Source organism: candidate division WOR-3 bacterium (genome assembly GCA_029858255.1).
Taxonomy (GTDB): Bacteria; Hydrothermota; Tepidihabitantia; order SM23-42; family SM23-42; genus SM23-42.
In genome coordinates this window covers 29039-52600 of sequence record JAOUFJ010000009.1, presented here as the reverse complement: position 1 = coordinate 52600, position 23562 = coordinate 29039, and the positions used below count along the sequence as shown (strand labels likewise).

The following is a 23562-nucleotide window of genomic DNA, read 5'->3' as shown; positions in this document are numbered from 1 at the left end:
GACCAAATCATCATAATTATTCAATCGCATTATTTGTGTTTCCTCAAAATACTGGAGATTTGGTTGGGCCGAACATTGCCGTAGGTTTCGCGGTCTATGCGTACTGCGGGTGCAATGCTACAACAACCGATACACCGCACGTTCCTGATCGTGAATCGCAGATCATCTGTCGTTTCTCCGTCGATGATGCCAAGTTCCTGCTCGAGCCGATCCAGGATTCGCGCTGAACCACGGACATGGCACGCCGTGCCTCGACATACTGCTATCGTATGACGTCCCTTTGGTACAAGACTGAAGCTGTTATAGAAAGTAGCTATATTATAGACTTCGGACAGAGGCACATCGAGTTCAGTAGCCACACATCGTAATATGTCCTGTGGTAAATAGTTGTAATTCTCGTTGATCGTGTGCAATACGGACATAACGCTGCTGCGAGCCTTTTCATGACCCTTGAATATTTGCTCGACACGCTCTCGGTCATCAGGACTCAATTCCACCGCCATCTCTGCGCCGTCCATCTGCATCACCTGCCGTACCGGGCAGTTAGCCATACAAAGACCACAGCCGGTACATTTTGTTTCATCCACGAAACGTGGTTTTTTCCTGACCGTCACAAAGAAACTACCCGCCAAACCGCTCACTTTCTCAATTTCGGCATTCGTTACTATCTTGATATTCGGATGCCGCGCAACGCTCACTAATTTTGGAGCAAGAATACACATCGAACAATCATTTGTGGGAAAAGTCTTGTCCAGCTGTGCCATCACACCACCGATACTCGCGCTCTTCTCGAGCAGGTATACTTTATATCCAGCATCAGCCAAATCCAGGGCAGCCTGGATACCGCTGATACCGCTGCCAACAACCATGGCCGAGCCGACAACTTCGCTATTCCTGCTTGTATCAGACATAAGAAATTTTTTCCATAAGCTTCTTTGTTGAAACGCGGTTCATGCGTAAACCCAGCGCTTTTTCATCAATTCCTAAAGCTATCCCCAATAACTGCGGATAATACAAGACGGGCATGTTGTATTGCTCCTGAAATTTCTGTTCGATCTTCCTCTGATTATCGTCAAACATTATACTACAAAATGGACACACCACTACCAAGGCATCAACGGAATTTTGCGATAATTCCAGAAGTTTACTCCTGGCCATGGTGTACGCTAATTCTTCACTTATCGCCAAAACTCCGGCGCCACAGCATTTTGTCTTCTCACTGTAAGCAACAGATTCTGCTCCGGTCAGTCGTACGAGGTCATCAATTGAATGAGGGTTCTCTGGGTCTTCGGCACCATCATAGATATCGACCGGTTTCAAGTAGTGACAACCATAATGCACCGCAATTCTCAGCCCCAATAACTTCCTCGTTATCATTTTTCCTATGTTATCCAGGTCAAATTTCTCATAGAGTATCTTGGCAAAATGTTTAACCTCGATGGATTTGCTGAAATGAAAATCAAAGCCTTGCTTCCTAAGCGTTGCCACGACCTTTGCCTTCTCATCGAAGTGTTCGCCCAGATACTTGTTCACTTCAGTGAGCGAACCCGTGCACGCACTGCACAACGTACATATGTTTAAGCTTTGTTCTTCAGCAGCAAGTATATTATGGGCCGCCATGAGAACAAATGTGTCGTGGTGTATTGACTTAACCGGAAACCCGCAGCATTCGAAGTCGTCCAGATCAACGAATTCAATGCCAATCAATTTTCCAACCTGCCGTGCTGCCATCTCGTAGTTCCTTCCCCTACCAAGTACAGTGCAACCGGGAAAAATTGCATATCTCATGGACTGGACACTCCTTCTAGTACATGGCAGATGGAAAATCCCACGTCATATGTGTCAGACATGACGGCAAGGTGCCGGAAAATTGGAAAGCGCGCCTTATGCAGCATGGCCCTTTATCTTGTTAAGGATATCATCAAGACCGGTCAAGGCGCTGATCTTGGCAGTGAACATCTTTGCCTTAGCAACAACCGGCAGGCCAAGGGACGTCCTTTTGTTGTTATCGAACGAATCAATCTCGTAGAGCCGCCCAAATTTCTTTATGATACCTACCTGTAATAGATAGGCAGGATGAACAAAACCCGCCTTTACCGCAAGGTTCTTTATTGCGTTCATCACTTCAGTAAAACGTACGCCTTGAGGACACCGCTCGCTGCAAGCATAGCAGCTTGAGCATAACCAAATAAAATCGCTTTTCAATATACGATCTTTCATCCCCAAAAGGACCATACGGATTATTTTACGTGGATTATACCGGTTATCCACCTCCCGGATCGGACAACTGGCTGTGCATATGCCACAAGCAAAACACAACTTTATGTTCTCACCGCCCGGCTCGGTGGCAACCTCATACTTGAATCTCGGAACAAGTGGCATATTATCGCCCGTAGAATCTCAGATGCTTTTCGATCTTACGAATGAGCGTTTGCGTATCTACAGGTTTATCGATATAATCGTCGGCAAGGTGGTCAATGGCCATGTCCATTGCATACTCGGGTTTGGACAATTGTTGTCCAATCGCTGTCAGCATGATGATGGGTATCGGTCGTGTCTGTTCGACTTTTCTTAATTCGTAGCATACAGAATAACCATCCTTTCCAGGCATTATGACATCGAGCACAATCAAATCCGGCCTCTCGTATTTGGCCTTAGCAACACCCTCCTCCCCATCCTTGGCCGTTATGACTTCGTACCGATTCGCGACCAGTATATGACGAGTGGCTTCGAGAAAATCGGGGTCGTCATCAACGAGCAGAATCCGCGCCTTGGCCGACGGTGCCTTCGGCACAGGGGTAGTCTTGCTCAACAGCTCTTCAATCTTGGAAAGCAGCTGCTTTGCAGCGACAGGCTTCGCAAAGAATCCATCTGCCTTGTGCTCTTTAGCCATGTTAGCAAGGTAACTCTCGCCCGTTGTCCCGAGTGCGGTTACAACAAGAACCGGCATAACCTCATGCTTCACACTTTCCTTCAATTCACGACAGACAGATAAGCCATTTATATCGGGCAGCATTGCATCAAGAATGACCAGATCTGGATTTTCCTTACGGGCAGCTTCCAGCCCCTGCTTGCCGGTTTGTGCGATAATGACATCATAACCCGCTGCTTCTAGAATCTTCCTGTTGCTTTCGGCATATTCCAAATCACTATCGATGACTAGAATTCTTATATTCTTCATTATCGATCTCCTTTAATAGACGGTTCTATCTTAGGTAAGAAAACGCTGAACGTGCTTCCTTGATTCAGCACACTGGCAATTTCTAACTTTCCTTCATGAATATCTAGTATCTTCTTCACAATTGACAAACCGATACCGGTACCCGCCGCCACCCCTTCTCTCTTGACACGGTAAAACTCCTCAATCACATGAGGCAATTCACCTGCAGGAATACCAATACCGGTATCACGAATACTAATAACCCAGTGAACACCCTGCTCACCGATCGAAACGTCCACCTTTCCCCCGATGTGGTTGTATTTTACGCCATTGCCAATCAAATTCACAAGAACTTCCTTAATTAAATCACGGTCTCCCTTAATCGCAGCCTCAGAGGAGCAGGCATTGTATTCTACAGATACATTTTTTTCAGCAGCGATATTCTTGACAAGGTCAATTGCTTCGAGAATCACTGGCTCGATATCGAAGACTGCGAAATCTTCTTTCAACTTTAATTCCTCGAGCCGGGCAAGTTTTAACCACCGGTCGATCATCCTCAACAACTCAGTCATACGTACCTTCATCCGATCGATAATCTTACCCTGATCACCGGAAATGCTACCGGCAAAACTATTATTAAGTACCTCGAGGTATTGAATAACCGCAACAAGCGGTGTACGCAATTCATGCGACACCATCGAAATAAATCCCTGACGCATCTTCTCTTTCTCACATCTTAGGCGCTCAGCTTCAAGAGATGCCAGTCGCTTATCCAGTGCCCTTTCTGCAATAATTCTGAGCTGTGCAGGTGTAAAAGGTTTCGGTAGAAAGTCATAGGCACCTGCCTTCATTGATTCGACAGCCGAATCAATCGATGCATAACCAGTAATTACGATAGGCACTATGTCAGGATTCTTCTCTTTTATTGCCCGGATAACATCTATGCCGCTCATACCCGGCATCTTTAAATCGACAAAAACGATATCCGGTTTGAAGGCGTCAACTTTTTCCAGTCCTGTTTCACCATCATGGCTGGTCTGAACGTCATAGTGCTCCTGGGTCAGAACGGTCGAGCAAGCCTCACAGATCGCTTTTTCATCGTCGATGATCAAGACTCTTGGCTGCTCCATACGTTATCGCGCAATTATATGCCAGAACATCTAAATGTCAAGCAGAGCTATAAACACCAAGGCTGGTATGCCTTTCATGTCCTTGGCGTTGTCACCCTGAATTCCCTTACCTGTACGATATGTTTAGCAGCATCAATAACCACACACAAGATCGGTGGATGTGATTACAATATTCGCCGGCAACAAGAAGTCGGCTTTATTGTGCCTGATTCTCGACCCATTTGCGTAGGGATGGCACAAGGTCTACAGACCTGTCAGACAATAGCGGATGGCACTGAGTGCATGGATCCTCGTTGTGTTAAGGAACGGGATACCCAAATCATCATGGGTGAGTATGAGCGGTAACTCGGTGCATCCAAGAATTAGTGCCTCTATATCTTCATCGCTGATCATCCGCTCTGCTATTCCAAGCAAGCCATTCCTCGTTTCTTCACATATGTTGTTAAACATAAGTTCTGACGATATTTTATGATCAATATAGTCCTGTTCTTCTATTGATGGTACGACTAGCGCGATACCATAATTTTCGAAAACCCGCTGGTAAAAATCACTACTCATGGTTACCTTGGTACCAAAAAGCCCCACCCTGCCAACACCCAATGCCCTGACTGCCGTCCACGTTTCTTCCACAATGCTCAACAAAGGTAGCGGCGACAGAGGCTTTAGCTTATCAAATACAATATGCGGCGTGTTTGCAGAGATGATAGCAAAATGTGCCCCAGCACGGTGCAGCGCTTTGAGACCGTCTAATAACCATTTTACGACCGCATCTTCATTATCAATACTTGGAAAGTCCCTGAGGTTCAAACTGTAGAGGATGATCTCCGGAACGTCGCCTTGTGTTTGCTCACGGCATTCATTTATGATCGTACGATAGTAGTCTATTGTTGCTTCCGGGCCCAACCCCCCGATAATACCTATTTTCTTCATATGTAATCAACCTCCCGCTTTGTAAGATAGAATATGTCTTTGTGGCAAACATAACCCATCTTCTGGAAAAAACTTAGTGAATCTCTGTTCCATTCTTCAACAAGACAGGCAATTATGCCGATCCCCATTCTCGTGATGTGCTTTTCTATTTCTTCAACTAAATCGGCTGCGATGCCCTGCCTCCGGTGTGCAGGAAGAACAGCAACCCGGTTTATCCAACCCTTTCTCCCGTCGTGCGTGCCGAACGCAGAACCGATCAGACAACCGTCCTTCTCAGCCACGAGAAACACCGCATTAGGATGATTGATCTCCCGCGATATGTTCTCCCTAGTATCGCGACCTTTAGGCTTATGAGGTAATCCAGCATTGTCCCACAGTTCCAATAATGAATCGTAGTCTGCCATACGGAATTTTCTTATTGTGAAACCGTCGTGTGCCTTACGAATTTCTTCTGCCTTCATTGTAGGGTTCAAGGTGCACGGTAACTTCGGCACCCGGCACACAGCGCCTGATCGCCTCCTCAACCTCTGACGCTTTCAGATGCGCATCGTCCAGAAGAATATTGCTTTTCAATCTTACATGTATGGTAACCTCAAGTTGACCTCCATAATCATGGACATGGATATGATGCACATCGTTTACCCCGTCGCATTGCGCTGCCGTGTCCTTGATCCTATCGACCAAAAACGAAGACGGCGCCTGGCCGATTAAGAAATTACCCGATTCTATGATGATGGAGACACCGGCATATACAATTATCAGAGCAACCGCCATACCCATTAAGCCATCAAGACTGAACAGCCCAAAGCGAAAACATACAAACCCAATCAAGACGAGAACCGTTGAAATCGCGTCGGTTCGGTGATGAAAGGCATCTGCTTTAAGGCTGGCGGAATTGATCCTACGCCCCAGACGTAAAGATATCTGGTAAAGGAATTCCTTAATGAATATCGACCCCACAAGCATCGCGATCACCAGAGCATCTGACCTGATGGGAATCGGATTCCTGAATCGTTCAAAACCGCTCATGAAGAATTCAAAACCCACCACGATGAGCAAACAAGCAATAACTATCGAAACAATACGTTCCGCCCTTCCGTGCCCGAACGGATGTTCCTCATCTGGCGGCTTTGCCGAAATCTTAAAACCGAACACCACTATCACCGATGTGATGACATCAGAAAGCGAGTGAAGTGCGTCGGCGATCAACGAAACACTATTCAGTAACGTGCCAAAAACGAACTTGAGAGTAGATAGAACAACATTCAGTAAAATGCTCAGAAAACCCTCAAAGTATCCGTACTTCTTGAACCTGTTGCCTTTGTCAAGCCGGAACAGCATGACCAGTGTATCGACCATCTTTTCCATTTACGCTTTGTTTTCCTTTGTGACTATGAACGCCGGACTTCTGTCAGCGGTTATCTGTCATCAGATATCTGTTATCAGTTATCGGTTACTACTTGTCTTTGATCTCCTCCAGCAACTCTATCGCCTCCGGTTTGTCATCGAGGACGTGATCGGCTTCATAGGTTGGAGTTTCTATTTCGACTGCCCGACCCAGGTACCAGCGAGCCTTTTCATAATTCTTCTTTTTGATATATACTTTCGCCATATCGACGTAAAGCAAGGTGTAGTTTGAATCAAGAGCAATGGCCTTATCAAGAGACTCGATTGATTTGTTGAGGTTACCACCCAAAAGCCCAGGAAGCTCATAATACAGCATTGCCTGCGCATCCAGAGCACCGGTATGTTTTGGATCAAGTTCCAATACTGTGTTGATCTCCTCTCTCACCGTGGGTACCAAGACGAGTGAATTCAATACGCCCTTTGTTTGTCCCACTCTTCCAACATTTACCATATACCAAAAATGCGCATCGGGCGATTCCTCATCGAGTTCAATGGCACTCTCACCATAATCCCTGCCCTTGTAGAAGAGTTTCAGTTTCGCGTCCTTTTCCTCGGCCTCGTCGCCAAGAAAGAAACAGACTTTCGATAGCTCATAAAGCGCTCGAACATTCTTCGGATCACTCTCAACGATCCCTTCAAGTATCGAAGCACTCTTTGACAGGTTCGTATCATCGAGATGCCTTGTCTCGTACAATTCTACCGCATGGTCGATCAAAGAATCTGCACTCTGAGCCCATACCATGGCGACCAGCAACAATGCACAGACGATGCTTTTTCTAACCATTATTCCTCCCTTCCTTATTCACACTCTTTTATGCTATACGTATATAACCCATCAAAACTATCAATACCTATCGCCACTCAGCCGACGGTATCGAAAGGCGAATCGGAACCCGGCTTGGCCCCATATACAAAAACACAACGTTAATCTCGTTAATATCGCTAATATCGTTATTCCCGTTGGAAACTTGATGCTCGATTCACCATACTGAACACGCACTTCTGCAGCGTCTTTCATCTCAGGAAATAATACGAATACGACATACGAACCACGATTACGAAACAGTATCGCCTCTCCAAACAGCCCAACATCATCCGATCCTTATCCAGCATCTAAACCCTAACCCTTTGACTGTTTCTTCGCAAGCATCGTGGCTATCGTGAAGTAGTTTATGACCTGCTGCTTAGCCCTATCGTAACGGTATAGTAGTCGCGGACGCTCGCGTATTTTAACATTTAAGCTCCAGGGAGTATCAGTTATATATACTGCTTCTTTTTTTATGAGCAGGTCACTCTGTCCTGACCCGCCGAACCCGTATTGGTAGCCGGCCTGCCTGGCAAGACTGACAATCTGGTCATTCACTCGATTGAATGGGTAGGATACACATCGGACTTGTCCAATTCTGTCCTCAAGAATCCTTTTCGATTCTGACAGCTCATAAGAAATTTCATCCATATTGAGCGTCGTGAGATTACGGTGGTTCATTGTATGCGATCCGAATTCGATCCCCCACTCCTTCATTTCACAGATCTCATCCCATCCAAGGTGAACGCTTCTCTTACCCAGCAAAGTGATATCCCATAGATCGTCCTTACCTATATATTCGCCGATCAGAAACACAACTGCCTTCACACCGCACCGTTTGAGAATCGGAAATGCATGGTGATATACGCTCATATCCCCATCATCAAAGGTAATAACCAACCCGTCTCCTTCATCGCCGGGCAGCACCACCCTGAAATCACGCTGAATCGAACGTATGAAGCCCTCGAATTGCCCAGGGTGGTTCCAGGTACCACAGAACTGGACCTTAGGTGTGACTCTGTGAAACTGAATTGCTTTTACCACGTGCTAATATCAACCAACCGAGCGTTGCCAAAGAGGCAACGCATATCCCAAATATCACGAAAAGATAATCCTTGTTAATAACCGCAGACAAGAAACCTACTAACGCAGCGCCGATGGCGAATAACCCGTTGAGTATCCAATCCCTTATCGAAAAAATCCTGCCACGGACCAGTTCATCAGCATAATGGTGTATTAAGGTATCCTGGCCAATGAAGACGGGTGAAATAGCTGTCCCGCAAACGAAACACACCAGTGCAAAAACGAGAAAACTGTTCAGGATTGGAAAAAGTAACAATGCTCCGCCTATGATGATAAAACTCGCCAGCATCAAAATCTTCATATCGAAGTGATGGCCGAAGATACCAGTCAGGTATGCACCGAGCAATAATCCAATGGCGCCGATTGCCGCCAGAAAACCTACGCCACTGGTGCCCCATGCCATCTCCTGCTGTACTGTCGGTATCACCAGGATGTAGATCGCACTCCCCGCGATAACCATCAATACGATTGTTGCCATTACAAACGCAAGATTCTTCTCACGGACAATCATCTTCAGAGCGTATACCAACTCGTGCCACATCTTGGACAATCCCCCTTTCAGCAACATGAAAAATCCCCTGGGTTTCAAGTGTTCAACCTTCTTGGGAATTTCCGGCAATCTGACCTTCATTATGTACAAAAGAAATGCTGATACGGCAAAAGTAACACTATCCAGAATAAAGGCCGCTGTCCAGCCAGCTATGCCGAACGCTTTATGCCATATCTGCCAATCAACGATGATTCCACCCACGAGCATGCCCATGAAAGTCGCACCGCGCGAAACAAAATTCACAACTGAATTCGCAGTCAAAATACGCTCCCTGGACACGAGGTTAGGTATGATAGCACTACGTGCCGCGTTGAAGAACAAAGCGAGTAGGAACATGAAAAACACAGCAGCAAAAACCGGATAGATACTGCGCGTGGCCAGAAAAAGTATTGGGATCATAATTGCACAAACAGTACGCAGCGCGTCACAGATAACCATAACGGTTTTTTTATGCCAGCGGTCGACAAGAATACCCGCGATCGGCCCGAATATCAATACAGGGAGCGTTATGAATATCATCATCTGAGAAAGCAACAGCGGCGCTTGTTCCTTCGGGAACAAACCAATGATTGCTACCAGGGCGATGTAATCCAGTTTGTCCCCGAATTGACTCACGGTCTGCGCAAAAGTGAATATCGAGAAATCCCTAACCTTCAGTATATTCCAGAAATTCGCCCTCTTAATGCAGCACCCCCATTGCAGTACTGCGAGAAATGTTTGCTTTATCAAAAAGAATCATCGCGTTCACCCGGTGTCATTTCTTCTGAGTCTCTCATAGAGATGTTCAACGTCTACGGCCACTTTCCTCCACGAGTATGCCAGCGCTTTCTTCCTTCCTGCTTTACCCATTTGTTCTGCAAGGCCCGGGTCTTTAAGAATCTTTATTGTCGCCGCCGCCAGCGCCTTGTCATCCTTCGAAGGGAAGAATAATCCTTCTTTTCCGTGTTCCAGCACGTGTATGAACCCATCAATGTGTGAGGCGACTACTGGTTTTGCACAAGCCATCGCCTCCAAAAGTACTATGCCGAAACTCTCATGGCCGATGGATGGTGCGCAGAATATATCACAACTTCGGTAGTAGGACGCCCTTAACGAAACCGGTCTCCCGGGAATCTTACCAACAAATACTACATTATCCATTATGGTATCGTCAACCATATCCCTGTAGTACTTGGCGAACGGCCCTGACCCAGCCACTATGAGCAGAACGTCTGGGATCTCCCGCTTTATGTGGTACAAAGCCCGCAAAAGATGCGGTAATCCCTTTTTTGGTTCGAGGCGGTTCATGTACAAAATCTTTTTTCGGTTATTCGCAAATTGCTCGATGAACGGGCCTTTCGGATTGAAACCATCCGTATCGATACCATTAGGTATTATCTTGTAATCACCGCTGAAATACTTGCTCATCGCAAATTCGGCTGTCTTGGAAACAGCAACCAGACGGTCGAATTTCCTGAAATAAGGCATGAGCAGTGGTCGAAAGAGCATGTAACCAATTGATTTTCTATGCCCGGCATGAAATGTGGCGATAGTCTTTGCTTTTGAATGCCTGATAGCCAGAATCGGTAACATCGGTGCCAGGGAACCATGAACGTGTATGACATCGGGTTGATAATCCTCCAGGAACTGCTTCACCTTATTCGAAGGTCTCCAACCAAGGGTAAGCCGCGCAAAAGATTTATTGGCGCGAATCGGTATCCCCCGCCCGATTCTTACAATATCCTCGTCGGTTGCTTGATGATCCCAGCCGAAGCGAGCGGTAAGGATTTTGACCACGTGTCCGCGTTCCCGCAACTCGTCGGCAAGATGCGAGATATGATCGGGGATGCCGCCTATCAAGGGATAATATGTCTCCGTGACCATCAATATCTTCATCGATACCGATCCACCCCTTCCGAATCGTCGCATTTCAGCATAACCGGTCTCAAATCATTGCCTCCCGGTGTGGCCAAATCCACCTTCCTGCCTTCCCGTTCTCTCAAGATCCTCTACTATTTCAAACGAAACATGCTCGATCTTGTTGAACACCAATTGAGCAATGCGATCTCTGTTCTTTATCCTGAACGGCATTTTGCCAAAGTTGAATAATATCACCTTTATTTCGCCTCGGTAGTCAGCGTCAATTGTACCCGGCGTATTCAAAATGCCAATGCCGTGAGCTGACGCGAGGCCGCTTCTCGGCCTGACCTGAGCCTCATAGCCTTCGGGAATTTCTACTTTTATGCCGGTCGGGATGGTACAATATTCCTGTGGCTTTATCACGACATCCTCAGCTATACAGGCGTGAAGGTCGCAACCCGCCGCCTGTTCGCTTTGATACTGTGGAACAAAATCACCTGTTATCTTCACCACTATTTTGCTCATGCCCTCATCTCGTCCACCCATTCGGGGTGAAAAACAATCCACTGGTCAGGATACAGTCTGATAAATTCTTCAAATTTCCTCACAATATGTCTGTTGAATTCCTCAACCCCACCAGCAAAAAAAACCGGCGGCTCGATGAGCCCCAGGTAGCGCCGCTTCCTGAGGGGATGAAAAACCATGTAACCGAACACGACCGGCAGTTGCTTCTTGATAATTATCTCGCCAAGGCCCCTGGGTACCTTCCGCACACCCGAAAAGAACGGCACAGGGATGCCATTTCCCACCACGTCACGATCGCCGAGTATTGCCATGATACGGTTGCTTCTGATCGTATTGACGAATGCGAAGGCCGACCTCGAAACAGGAAAAGTCTTCATCCCAGTTCGCTCGCGATGTTCCGTATATAGATCTAACATAGCCGGGTCGATGTCTTCGACCAGTGCAGAAATCGGAAGGCCACGCGTTGCAAGGTAGGCGCCTGCGTAATCCCAGTTACCGAGATGCAGGGTCAGTAAAGCACAGCCCCGGTTCAGCTTTAAGGCCTCAAAGGCATTTTCGATACCAATCATCTCGACACTAAAGTCTTCCCCGCTCATGAACCCAAGCCGGAGAAAGTCGACCATATGACGTCCATAGTTCACAAATGTATTCCTGACATACCTGTTGAATTGCTTAGGCTCAACAGGCTTATCGAAAAAAATGTGACGTAAATTGTGTTCAATGTAACGACGCCTTTGTTTCAAGATGCAATAGAACAAAAAGCCGAGCAGGGTGGCAATGCTGTCAGCAAAACTTAGAGGGATTATTCTTAACGCAGAAACGCCAAACCTGCGCAGTTGGAGCTGCAAATTCATCTAAATCTAAAAGGGATCAATCCTTGTAAGATCCAAGGGCAACGTTGAGGACGTCAAGCGCATCTTTCAAATCAGCTTCTTTGAGCACGTAGGCAATGCGGACCTCATTAACTCCCTTGTTAGCAGAAGAATAAAATCCATTCGCCGGGGCAAGCATCACTGTCTTCTTCTTATAGTGAAAATCACTAAGTAACCAGTTGCAGAACCTATCGGCATCCTTCACAGGCAATCTCAACACCGTATAGAAGGCACCCTCTGGTTTGTGCCCGTAGACTCCCTTTATTCCCTGTAACCCTTTGAAAAGAAAATCCCTGCGATGTTCATACTCAACGATTACCGGTTTAATGTATTGGTCAAAATTCCTGTAGGCGGCAATCGCACCCACCTGCTCGATAGTCGGTGGACAGAGTCTTGCCTGATTGAATTTTATTATCTCATCCATTACCTTCTTGCTGCGATTGATGATACAACCAACGCGGGCACCGCAGGCTGAAAAACGCTTGGATATGGAATCGAGCACAATAACCTGGTCCTGTATTTCAGGCAGCGACAAAGCGCTTATCTGGATACGTCCATCATACACAAATTCGCGGTAAACCTCATCCGAAAGCAGGAAGAGACCGTGTTTCTTGCATATTTTGTACAGGATATACATCTCCTCCTCGGTCAGCACGGTTCCGGTGGGGTTATTCGGCGTGTTGATCAATATCGCCCGTGTCTTTCGCGTGATCTTCGCCTCAATCCGCGATTGTGTGGGAAGATGGAACCCGTTTTCGACCTTGGTCGTCAAAGGAACAAGCTTGACCTGGGCCATCGTCGCCAGTCCATTGTAATTTGTGTAGAAGGGCTCAAAGACAATGACCTCATCTCCTGGGTCACACACGGACATCAATGTGAACAGAATCGCTTCGCTACCACCGGTCGTGATCCAGACACTATCCAGATCGATATCGATGCCAACCCTTCGATAGTAATCCGCAACGGCAAGCCGCAAATCGAGTAACCCGCCTGATGGTCCATAACTCAACACCTTCTCTCTGAATTTGGCGATTGCATCGAACATCTCTATTGGTGTCTCAATGTCCGGCTGACCAATGTTCAGGTGGAATACGTGAATTCCCTTCTTTTTCGCTTCATCGGCCAATGGCGTTAGTTTGCGAATCGGAGAAAAAGGCATAGCATACGCGCGTTTCGACAATTTTGGTTTCGGCGCGCGGGATCCCTTTACTTTTTTCGCTGATTTCATAGTGAAATTATATATATTTAGCCAACAAAGTCAACATACCCTTCCTCACCCTGATGTTCTTGCCAGGGCTTTCCAGACTTGACTTTGCGGTCGATTACAGTATACTATGAGCATGAAAATAAGCATACTTACCAAATCAATTATTGATTTCAAAGGTGATGCCATTATCCTCAGTATTTTTGAAGGTAAGAAATCACCACATGGCACAACAGGCGCCGTGGATAAAACACTTAAAGGATTGATATCGAGACTCATCACAGACCGTGAACTGACCGGCCAGGTTGGTGAGGTGACGGTACTGCATGAATGCCCTAAACTTCACGCGAGGAAAATAATCCTCGTCGGGATTGGCAAGCCAGAAGAACTCACTTACGAGACCATTAGAAGAGCAGCCGGAGCCGCGGCTAAAAAAGCAAGAAAAATCAACGCTAAGCGTATCGGAACGGTCGTTCATGGCGCTGGTATCGGTGGCATGGATATATCGAGAGCGGCACAGTCACTGGTTGAAGGAACATGCCTTGCACTATACAATTTCAGCGCGTATAAGGAATCCTCAGATCGACATCAGATAAAAGATTTTGTGATCGCAGAGGAAGATCCATCAAATGCAAAGCAAATAAAGAGTACAATCAAGTCGGGACAAATCCTTGCCAATGCCCAAAACGCCGCCCGCGACCTGATCAATGAACCGGCAAACGTCCTCACGCCGGAGAAAATGCACGAGTCCATTCAGAAACTGATAAGGGATTGGGGACTCGGAGGGATAATAAAGTGCCAGTGCCTGGACAAAACCGCGATGCGGAAAATGGGCATGGGCGCCCTGCTGGCGGTTGGACAAGGCAGCTCACATGAACCCCGATTCATCGTTTTAAGGATTGCTTCTGCACGCAAACCATTGGTTACATTGATCGGAAAGACGGTCACATTTGATTCCGGTGGAATATCCATAAAACAATCAGGGGGAATGGGCGCGATGAAAAGCGACATGGCAGGTGGCGCCGTGGTTGTTGGCACTACCCTCGCCCTTGCGAAGCTGGGCACGAGCACTAACCTGATGACGATCATTCCGGCAGTCGAGAATATGCCCTCGGGCTCGGCCTTTCGTCCGGGCGATGTGGTTCGTGCAATGAACGGTAAGACGGTAGAAATCGTCAGTACTGATGCCGAAGGCAGATTGACTCTCGCCGATGCTCTCGTCTACGCTGAAAGGAAAAAGGCAAAGCTCATTATCGATATAGCGACCCTGACAGGAGGATGTGTGGTCGCGTTGGGTGAAAAAATTGCCGGTTTGATGGGTAACAACAAAGCGATGAGCGATAAACTAATCAGAGTCTCCGAGCGAACCGGTGAACCGCTGTGGCCTTTGCCGCTTTATGAAGGCTACGTCGAATTGCTGAAGAGCGATGTCGCCGATCTCAAAAATTCAGGCGGTCGTTATGCCTCGGCCATAACCGCTGGAATATTCCTCAAAGCCTTTGTGGAAAAAGCTAAATGGCTGCATATAGATGTTGCTGGGACAGAGCTTACAGACAAAGAGAGCGATTATACACCGCCCGGAGGGACTGGGTTTGGCGTCCGCACGCTTTACGAATTTCTCGCCAGCATGTAAAGCTATACACACAAACGAACACGGCGTTCACTGAAAGTCGATTTGCGCCAGTTACAGTTTCAGGTAGGGATAGACTTTCTGATATAGCTTATCTCCGATACCATTGACCTGTTTTAGCTCCTCGAGGGACTTGAATCTCCCGATCTGATCACGGTAATCGATTATACGCCTGGCAAGGACGCGACCGATGCCTGGCAGACTCTCTAATTCACCAGCTCCAATATCATTGATCGCCAGTTTGATCTTACCGCGCTCGATGAGTACGGAGTAAGTTTCCTTCAATCTCTCTTTTCTGCAGTAATTGTACACATTAATGGCAACCAGAGAAACGATAAAAAGTAACAGAACAATAATTTCGCTTTTTTTCATACCTTTCATCAATATACAGAACGCTCGTAAATCAGATGCAATACAAAATGGTAGATCGTGTCGAGACTTTGCTGGTTGCATTTATCCACCGTATCATCCGCCGTATCCCAGTAAGGATAATCAAAATCGATCACATCGATCGACCTGATGCCGTACTTAATGAGAGAAATATGGTCGTCGACGATGTAATACTTCACGAGCGGAATGAAGATGTCCGGCGCAAGCAACTGCCCTATCTCCCATATCGAATCCACAAAGGCTGGAAAGAATTTCTTTGAATTACCTTCCTGGAATACCTGCAGGTCCTTATCGCCGACCATATCGAGCACTATGACGTAGTCATAGTTGACAATACAACTGGCGGCAAAGTGTTTTGAGCCAAGTAGTTCGGCCGCTTCCACATCTTCACCGTCGAAGAAGAGAAGGTCAACACCGTGTCCCGGCCGATCCTTTGCCAGAGTATCGGCCAGGCTGAGTAGTATTGCCACACCCGAGCCACCGTCATTGGCACCCGGACACCCTACGTCAGAATCCCAGTGAGCGGCGAAAGCGATACGGGGACCATTTCCAAGAAACCGCTTGTAGATATTGAAGTAATCTGTGCCTAACACCCGGAATGTATCGACCTCCGGATTCTTCAAATTTCCGATAATGAAATCCCGCGCCCTGATATGACCAGCAGTCCCAGGCGCACGTTCACCTATGCTACAGAATGCGGTGAAATGGTCGTAAGGATGCTTTGCATGAACATAAAAGAGAGGTAAAACCTGTAACAAACCAATCAACAGCAGATGACAGCGAGCAACTCGTATCAGAAATTTATGTTCGTCCATATGTTAACACCAACTCTTTTCGTATCCTGATCGCGCACCTTCTCTTTGTTCTGCGAGTAAGAAAAATTCGCACCGCCCGTGATGCTTGAGGAGAAGTTGTAGGACAAACCCAGATCGCCCTGCATAACACTCGAATCGTAGATTGGCTCAGTGAGGTTTGTAGAATAGTTTGTGCTTCGGTTGTAACTGAGTCCCAAGCTCAGCGCGAGGTTGGACGAGAAGCGAATGCCTTTTAGGAACGGTAGGCCGAGACCTTTGGGCGCGCTGAATGTATAGCCCAAACTCACTGAAGCACCTCGGTTCAGCGTTTTTGACGGCACGATGTACGCACCCTGATAATCTCTTGACGCCGTCTCCGAATACGAGATGTCTATTGTCGAAGAAATTCCTTTCACCCATTGCACCTGCCAACCGACCAGGGGGCTAAAACTAATACTCTTCGAATCCGACTGCAGGACGGTATCCTGGAAACGACGTTCAAATGTCTGGTTGAACATCATATTGATAGATGATGAATGTGTATATTTCTTCAGGAACGGCAGGACTTCAAGTTTTGCCACCCTCACATTGGCATTTGGATAGGACGTAGTATGCGTACGTGTCTCTATGTTGCCAAAAGCGTACGTCCTGTTGATATTTTCGTTATAGACACCGTTCAGAGTAATGAAGTTCAGGTTCAATCCTGATGTTGCCTTGTATGAATCGGTCATGCCCCTGCCCGGATAACTGTTCGGCGAAACATCATCGGATGGGATTGAATCCACGAGGCCAAACTGGTATTCAAAATCAGGACGTCTCTTGACACTGAGGTAGTTGGAGTTCTTCAGACGCGACCAGCTCAGCGAAGGATTCTGCAATCGTTCAATGAAATATTCTACCTGCTTGGCGAGCCAGGCCGGTGTCCCAACCGTGAGGAGCGTGTCTTTTGTTTCGTCCCGCAGGCGTGTAATGAACTTGACGATCCGCTGGACATCCACCGTTCCATCGACTCCGTATCTAGCACTATTCGAGACATTCCGCAGGTCTTCATCCTGGCGAATCTCGAAGCGATAGTCTTCGTTATACGAGGCATTGAAACTCAACCTGGGCCTGAAAAGCTTGAAATCCTCCGTGAATGTTGCGTTAAGCGTCTGGTTCCTGGCCACTTCCTCGCCGAATTGTCCGCGTGTTGAGACCGAATCGCGGTTCTGAGTGAAATCAAAATTCGTACTCAATGTTCGGTGGGGTGAATAGGCCACGCTGAAACTAGGGTTCATGGTCTTGCGGTGTTGCGAACCTGAAGCCGAGTAACGCAAAGTGTCATCAGGGTCTAGACGATAATAGTAGCGCACAAGGTTATCGGCATACAACACGTTGAACGATATGTTCTGTGGCATAACCGAAAATGCCTGCCCGAGCAGCTTGAAAGACACCCGCGGATCGAGCCGATATGTCCCACGGTAACTCTTGGTGATTGAAGTATCGACATTGAGCGCGTTATGGGTATTCGTCTTGGAACGGCTATGCTCGAATGACAACGCATCCAGGGTGTTCTTGATGAGCCAGTTTTTTGAACCTGATTTTGAAAGACTGATCGTATACGAGTTAACGATATTTGTCGATTTCTGTTTATCCAATTCATCACCCGTGATTTCTAAATCATCGGCGAAATATGAGAAACGCGGTTTCTGGAGAGTATTCCTATAATTGAGGACCAAGGGCATATTGAATCCCCATTTCTCGAGTAAGAATTTGTGAAGCGCAATGCTCGAATTTATTGCATAGTTGCGGCCAGCACTGTTGGTCGATATGGTCTTGGACTCCGAAAGACGTTTGAAACGGCCATTTGATTCATCAAAAGAAACCGTCACAGAAGCAAGATCGGCAAGATTCAGTGAACCTGTTGCTCTGATGATACGTCCGATTTCAGTTTGTGGCGAGATTAATCTGATATCGTTAAACCATATTGTATCGGTCAAAGGAGTAGTATTCTGATTCGTAATTGCGATTTCGAAAAATTGATTGACCGACAACGAAGGGTTGCCAACGACCGCATATTCAGAGTCTCTCGCCACACCCTCGCCCTGTGTGATCTGCTTCAAGTCAAGAAGATGCTCCGTTGAAACAGTGAACGTACGCCAGCCATTGCCACCGGCCACAGCTACCCCATTATCGAATTCGGTCTTATATTCATAATAATTTACAGAATCGCTGCCGATACGCATTGATACGATCGGATTTGAATGCAGGGCGTTCAGATAGAAGGTCAGCGTATCATATGCACGATAGTCCTCGTTGGCGTCGGTCTGCCGGTGCGCAATGCATGTATGACCCTCCCTGATATTCTCAAGTCTCAATTCCAGCGCGCCCTCACTCTTCACCTGACCGGTCAGAGGATCACGTTCTTCAACAAAGGGGGACTCGTAGTAGGAGTGTGTTCTGGTGTTGACCGGGGTCAGTGTAAACACTTCTGTTGAGTCCCACGTCGAAAGATCTCCATTGACACCATAATTCTTCCATCTGCTGCCCGTGGCAAAAAGACGATATATTTCAAGTGTTTCGGCAGAAGAGAAATTCTCCAGCCAGATACGTACATACCTGATGGTACGCCAATCCGGTTGCCCCAATACAGTGTCAAAAGCCATCGTGTCTTTGATCGGGATGCGAAACATCGTCCAACCTTCCTGAAGACCTGCATTTTCGACCATGAATTCTGTGGAATCCAGATTGACTACATAACTGTAATAAATGTTGTCGACGTTCAGAATTCCATTACGGTTGATATCTTCCGTATTCCATAGATGATTACTCTCACTGCCATTTATACCTCCGGTATAGTCACTTTCGGTATAGTCATCATTTGCGTCATCGCCGGCCACGTTCTCCTCATCAACACCAAAGACACCATCATATCCGGTATCCTCACTGCTTTCGTTCCATGAACCATTGTGGTCGCGGTCCTCATCATCCAGAACACCGACACCGACCAGTATTCCAGTGCTATTGCGCCGTAATTGGTCCTCGGCCATTTCCTGACCCAGGTCAACATGGATACGACCACCATTGCCCCTTACGATAAACTCGAGATTTTCGCAATCATCGAAATTCGCGCTGTACATATACTGCATTAAGCCAGCGAACGACGACAGGTCGTCAGGATTGAATACAAGTCTCAAAACATGAGCAGTTTCATTTGGATCAAGCGGGTCTAGATAGATATCTCCGGCAGTAAGAACCTCAGCACCTCGCGGATTATACCAGAGTATTCTTTCGATAGCTAGATCATCTTGTAGCATGCCTACTGGCCTTGATGATTGAACCCAATCACTGTACGTGATCGAAATCTCATTAGTCACTATCGTTGATGATTCCAGGTCGTCGAGATACACTTCACCCTTGGAATTCAAATCGGAGATCGAATAAGCAGTTTCGACATTCAAATTGATTTTCGATTCGGCTTCGGTCTGGACCAAGGGAAGCCAGTCAACGGCTCTTGTAAGGAACGGCAGTTTCTGTGGTAAAGACATATCCGCTTCCCAAACCATGCGATTAAAAGGCTCCTCCCGCAGCCGCACGCGATCCGTTGGATAAGACTCGGTCCGATAGAAGAAAGAAGAACCGAGTGACGCATCACCAAAGGACTTCATGCTTGCTCTCACGCCGATAAGCGATTTTTGAGCCGCCGAGAAGAACGGTGCATATTCAACGTGTATCTTGACGCGCGCGGTAGGCGGTATGACTTTCTTGAACTCGAGTTCCCCGAGATCAAGATTGACGTAATAATCCACGCCTTCAGTCTGTTCGTAACCGTCGACGTATACCGTCACATCAACAACATTCGGTGGCAGTGAAAATACGGGACGGGATTCAACTGTCTTCTTGTATAGATAATACTTTCCGCGCCCCTGCATGTAATATGGATTCTCGTAGATTTCAAGATCGGGGTCGTCCAGCGTGTCGGATGCAAAGGGTAGTGAATCTCTGAAAATCAGAAGACCACGGCCTGCGTCAAACCCGTACTCGCCAAAATAATCATCGACCCTTCCATCCTTGTTATCGTCGAGTCCCAGAATTTCAAGATATGTATCACCGACATCATTGCGGTCTCTGTGCTGTCCACCAGGTGTGATATAGAAGATCTTCAATGAATCAAGCCGCGACCCAGGAGCCACTATCTGATAGTAATTCCTCAACTCATACTGCCAGGTGACCGATGTACTATCCGGGCTCTTCGGGCATACAAGTTTCAGCACCACTGTATCCTGCACTATGCCGCCAACATTTACTATCTGTCCATTACGCAGAAGACTATATTTTACGCCGAGAACCTCAGCGTCCTTCTGAAGACCTTGCTTGAGTTCAACGATATTGTTACCCGGGATGAATATGTAATCCTGCTCAAGGTATTTCAAAGTGAAATAGCCAACTTCAGACTGCAGGGTATCATCGGGAATAATATCATCGCCATTAACATCAACATAAGCCGTCCCGTAGAGGGTGATGCCGCCGGCTACATTGTTGTTCTGAAAATTGTTATCATCAATGTACACCTGCAGAGATTCTGGGATTATTGTTTCGTTGGTACCCAGCCAAAAGAATCTGCGTTTCTGATACTCGCGGTCCCATATCGTATCGGCCTGTGCCTGCACACTACCTTCGATATCGATTTCCTGATGTTGGGTTTGCTCATTAGAGGCGATTGCCACAAGATCCACCGGTCCAAATTTGGCGCTTGATTTTATGCCAAAAAGACCACGGTGCGAAGGGATGTCTCCGGTATAGGTCGTGGTCGGGATTTTCAACTCAGTGTCGCCGCCCTGGATTTCCTGTATAACTTCATCTTCGCGCCCCTGGTAAGTCACGGTGATCTTATTCTGGCTCTCATTGATCCGTTCGGAATTATGGTCAATGAATACCCTCACCCGGTCGCCGACCTGGCCGTCGAGATTGATAGCCATTTCCTGATTCATCTCCAACTCAGGCCAGAGTGATGGACCGACCAATCCGGGCACGTTAGAAACAAAAGTCTCACTGCCGCCGAGGGTAATCTTGACATAGCCACCGACATCAAGTTTTCCTGTTTCGCCCATGAAATCGCTGAAGCCGCCCTTTGGTAGGGGAATCTCGAAAGTTCCGAACAGCCCCTTATTTGCGTAACCTCCGCTCTCTGCCATGTCCTGCTTCAACTCTCTGAGCAACAGTCCCTGGTTGCGCGTATAGAAACCAGAGGATATGTAATCCTCGATCGTCTTTACAGTATCGATACTGACCAGGGTTCCTTGAAAATACCGGGCGTATATAACGAATTCACCGTAGGCATCGATGTACAATCTCTCATCAAAGGGAGTGGTAAATTGTGCTAATATCGCAAGAGAAAATAGAAAGATCATAAAATTGAAAGAATTCTTTCTGCAATACCCTCCGCGTTAAGCTGTGTGATTTTCAGCAATATCTGCCTGGCGCCGTGTTCGACATAACTGTTTGGTAAACCGATACAGCGAACTCTTACCCTGGCATTCCTCTCGCCGCAATATTCGGAAACAAGACTACCCAAGCCACCGTGACACACATTCTCCTCGACCGTTACGATAGTCTTGTTCTTCTTCATCAGATTATCGAGCAACGCGCCGTCGAGAGGCTTTATAAAACGTGCATTGACAAGGCTCGGACGTAAGCGCTTTCTCTTCAATATTGTGAGAGCACCCTGCGCCTCTTCGACCATGGAACCTGTGGCTACGATGACCAAATTCCTGCCATCACATATGGTTTCCCATGTTCCGATCGACAGCGGGGCAGGATCTTCGTCATCCAACACGCAGGATGATCTTGGATATCGTATCACAAAAGGTCCTTGCCGGTATTGCACCGCCGTCTTAAGCAGCGCAATAAGCTCTGTCCCGTTTCGGGGTGACGAAACAACGATATTCGGAATGCAACTGAAATAAGACAGGTCAAACGGACCGTGGTGCGTCGGGCCGTCTTCTCCCACGAGTCCAGCCCGGTCAACAGCAAAGATGACTGGCGCTTTCTGTAAACTCACATCGTGGATGATTTGATCGTAAGCACGCTGCAGGAAAGTAGAGTATATCGCACATACCGGAATGTAACCATCGAGGGCGAGTGCAGCAGCCATTGTAACGGCATGCTGCTCAGTAATGCCAACATCGAAAAATCTTCCGGGGATCTCCTGACTGAATTTTTTTAGACCGGTACCGAGGGTCATCCCCGCACTGATGGCCACGATCTTATCGTTCTGCTTGGCCAATCGCACTATTGCGTCACCGAAAACCTTGGTGTATGAAGTGGATTTCTTCTTCACCTCACCGGTTTCCACACAGTACTGACCGATTCCGTGAAATACCTCAGGGCATTTTTCGGCATGCTCGTAGCCCTTACCTTTTTTGGTTACGACATGTACAAACCATGGACCGCGAACCTCTTTTAGTCTTGAGAGAGTATCTATCAACTGCCCAAGTTTATGACCGTTCAGTGGCCCGATATATCTGAATCCCAGCTCTTCAAATATGATCGATGGCGCATAAAGTCCTTTGAGACCTTCTTGCATCCTCTTTGCCACATTCCTTCCCCGGTCACGGAAATAAGGTGGAAACCGTCCGAGAAATTTCCAAAGATCATCTCGAAAACGATTATAGGTTCTCGTCGTTATGACCTTATTAAGATACTGGGAGAGCGCGCCTACACTCTCTCCAATCGAATGTTCGTTATCATTAAGAACAACGATTATGTCTTTTTTCAAATGACCGATGTGATTGAGAGCTTCAAAAGCCATACCCGCACCAAGTGAGCCGTCGCCTATTACACTCACGATCTTGTAATTATCACCCCGAAAATCGCGAGCCAGGGCAAACCCGGTTGCCGCGGAAAGGGAAGTTGAAGAATGTCCTGTATCGAAAACATCGTACTTTGACTCGCTGCGTTTGGGAAAACCGCTAATTCCATGATACGTTCGCAGAGTCTTGAACCTTTTCGCCCGGCCTGTGATCAGTTTTTGCGTGTAGGTCTGATGTCCAACGTCCCAGATGATCTTATCGCGCTCGGCATCGAAAACTGCATAAAGGGCAAGTGTTAATTCCACAACACCCAATGAAGGCGCGACATGTCCGCCGGTATTCGCGCATGTGTTGACTATCTCGGCACGTATTTCTTTGGCCAATGATTCTAGTTGCTCAAGCGTCAGACCCTTGAGGTCTTTTGGTTCTTTGATCTTTGTCAGTAATGACAT

The 23562-nt window shown here is 47.1% G+C and carries 20 protein-coding genes and 1 pseudogene; 1 reads left to right on the top strand and 20 read right to left on the bottom strand.

All coding sequences use genetic code 11. From position 1 onward, the window contains the following. Positions 1–29: 29 nt before the first annotated feature. The 16 genes and pseudogenes from nuoE to OEV79_05815 all read right to left on the bottom strand — a co-directional run bounded on the left by nuoE (position 30) and on the right by OEV79_05815 (position 13529). The gene (gene nuoE, locus OEV79_05890) at positions 30–503 is read right to left on the bottom strand and encodes an NADH-quinone oxidoreductase subunit NuoE (protein MDH4210960.1); all 474 of its coding nucleotides are present in this window, start codon (positions 501–503) and stop codon (positions 30–32) included. Positions 504–533: 30 nt separating this feature from the next. Next, positions 534–911, bottom strand: a pseudogene (locus OEV79_05885) (FAD-dependent oxidoreductase). Next, the gene (locus OEV79_05880) at positions 904–1788 is read right to left on the bottom strand and encodes a CoB--CoM heterodisulfide reductase iron-sulfur subunit B family protein (protein MDH4210959.1); all 885 of its coding nucleotides are present in this window, start codon (positions 1786–1788) and stop codon (positions 904–906) included. The pseudogene OEV79_05885 and the gene OEV79_05880 overlap by 8 nt, the downstream one beginning before the upstream one ends. A gap of 96 nt (positions 1789–1884) precedes the next feature. Continuing rightward, positions 1885–2382: a 4Fe-4S dicluster domain-containing protein gene (locus tag OEV79_05875; protein ID MDH4210958.1), complete on the bottom strand. Its 498-nt coding sequence runs from the start codon at positions 2380–2382 to the stop codon at positions 1885–1887. A gap of 1 nt (position 2383) precedes the next feature. Continuing rightward, positions 2384–3181 carry a response regulator gene (locus OEV79_05870; protein MDH4210957.1) on the bottom strand — a complete coding sequence of 266 codons (798 nt, stop codon included), beginning with the start codon at positions 3179–3181 and terminating at the stop codon, positions 2384–2386. Continuing rightward, on the bottom strand, positions 3181–4290 hold the full coding sequence (locus tag OEV79_05865) for a response regulator (protein ID MDH4210956.1): 1110 nt from the start codon (positions 4288–4290) through the stop codon (positions 3181–3183). Before OEV79_05865 ends, OEV79_05870 begins: the two co-directional genes overlap by 1 nt. A 243-nt stretch (positions 4291–4533) precedes the next feature. Further along, a complete protein-coding gene (locus tag OEV79_05860) occupies positions 4534–5220 on the bottom strand; it encodes an amino acid racemase (GenBank protein MDH4210955.1) in 687 nt (228 codons plus the stop codon). Beyond that, positions 5217–5681, bottom strand: coding sequence for a GNAT family N-acetyltransferase (locus OEV79_05855; protein MDH4210954.1), 465 nt, complete (start codon positions 5679–5681; stop codon positions 5217–5219). Before OEV79_05855 ends, OEV79_05860 begins: the two co-directional genes overlap by 4 nt. Continuing rightward, entirely contained in the window at positions 5659–6588 is a 930-nt protein-coding gene (locus OEV79_05850; GenBank protein MDH4210953.1) for a cation diffusion facilitator family transporter, read from the bottom strand. Before OEV79_05850 ends, OEV79_05855 begins: the two co-directional genes overlap by 23 nt. 88 nt (positions 6589–6676) lie before the next feature. Further along, a complete protein-coding gene (locus OEV79_05845) occupies positions 6677–7411 on the bottom strand; it encodes a hypothetical protein (protein ID MDH4210952.1) in 735 nt (244 codons plus the stop codon). A 336-nt stretch (positions 7412–7747) separates the two neighbouring features. Continuing rightward, complete coding sequence (locus tag OEV79_05840; GenBank protein ID MDH4210951.1) at positions 7748–8476, bottom strand: polysaccharide deacetylase family protein; 729 nt, start codon at positions 8474–8476, stop codon at positions 7748–7750. Further along, positions 8439–9794 carry an MFS transporter gene (locus tag OEV79_05835; GenBank protein ID MDH4210950.1) on the bottom strand — a complete coding sequence of 452 codons (1356 nt, stop codon included), beginning with the start codon at positions 9792–9794 and terminating at the stop codon, positions 8439–8441. Before OEV79_05835 ends, OEV79_05840 begins: the two co-directional genes overlap by 38 nt. A gap of 15 nt (positions 9795–9809) precedes the next feature. Continuing rightward, positions 9810–10940: a glycosyltransferase family 4 protein gene (locus OEV79_05830; GenBank protein MDH4210949.1), complete on the bottom strand. Its 1131-nt coding sequence runs from the start codon at positions 10938–10940 to the stop codon at positions 9810–9812. 54 nt (positions 10941–10994) lie between these two features. Beyond that, positions 10995–11429 carry a dUTP diphosphatase gene (dut, locus tag OEV79_05825; protein ID MDH4210948.1) on the bottom strand — a complete coding sequence of 145 codons (435 nt, stop codon included), beginning with the start codon at positions 11427–11429 and terminating at the stop codon, positions 10995–10997. Next, the gene (locus OEV79_05820) at positions 11426–12283 is read right to left on the bottom strand and encodes a lysophospholipid acyltransferase family protein (protein ID MDH4210947.1); all 858 of its coding nucleotides are present in this window, start codon (positions 12281–12283) and stop codon (positions 11426–11428) included. Before OEV79_05820 ends, dut begins: the two co-directional genes overlap by 4 nt. A 16-nt stretch (positions 12284–12299) precedes the next feature. Further along, positions 12300–13529 carry a pyridoxal phosphate-dependent aminotransferase gene (locus tag OEV79_05815; protein MDH4210946.1) on the bottom strand — a complete coding sequence of 410 codons (1230 nt, stop codon included), beginning with the start codon at positions 13527–13529 and terminating at the stop codon, positions 12300–12302. Positions 13530–13641: 112 nt separating this feature from the next. Between OEV79_05815 and OEV79_05810 the strand changes: the two genes are divergently transcribed. Beyond that, on the top strand, positions 13642–15138 hold the full coding sequence (locus tag OEV79_05810) for a leucyl aminopeptidase (protein ID MDH4210945.1): 1497 nt from the start codon (positions 13642–13644) through the stop codon (positions 15136–15138). A 51-nt stretch (positions 15139–15189) separates the two neighbouring features. Here OEV79_05810 and OEV79_05805 read toward each other — a convergent pair whose 3' ends face one another. Genes OEV79_05805 through dxs form a run of 4 tightly spaced genes read right to left on the bottom strand, consistent with a single transcriptional unit; the run spans position 15190 to position 23562 of the window. Further along, positions 15190–15507 carry a helix-hairpin-helix domain-containing protein gene (locus OEV79_05805; GenBank protein ID MDH4210944.1) on the bottom strand — a complete coding sequence of 106 codons (318 nt, stop codon included), beginning with the start codon at positions 15505–15507 and terminating at the stop codon, positions 15190–15192. 8 nt (positions 15508–15515) lie between these two features. Further along, positions 15516–16340 carry a M28 family peptidase gene (locus OEV79_05800; protein MDH4210943.1) on the bottom strand — a complete coding sequence of 275 codons (825 nt, stop codon included), beginning with the start codon at positions 16338–16340 and terminating at the stop codon, positions 15516–15518. Continuing rightward, a complete protein-coding gene (locus OEV79_05795) occupies positions 16319–21709 on the bottom strand; it encodes a hypothetical protein (protein ID MDH4210942.1) in 5391 nt (1796 codons plus the stop codon). Before OEV79_05795 ends, OEV79_05800 begins: the two co-directional genes overlap by 22 nt. Continuing rightward, complete coding sequence (gene dxs / locus OEV79_05790; GenBank protein MDH4210941.1) at positions 21706–23562, bottom strand: 1-deoxy-D-xylulose-5-phosphate synthase; 1857 nt, start codon at positions 23560–23562, stop codon at positions 21706–21708. Before dxs ends, OEV79_05795 begins: the two co-directional genes overlap by 4 nt.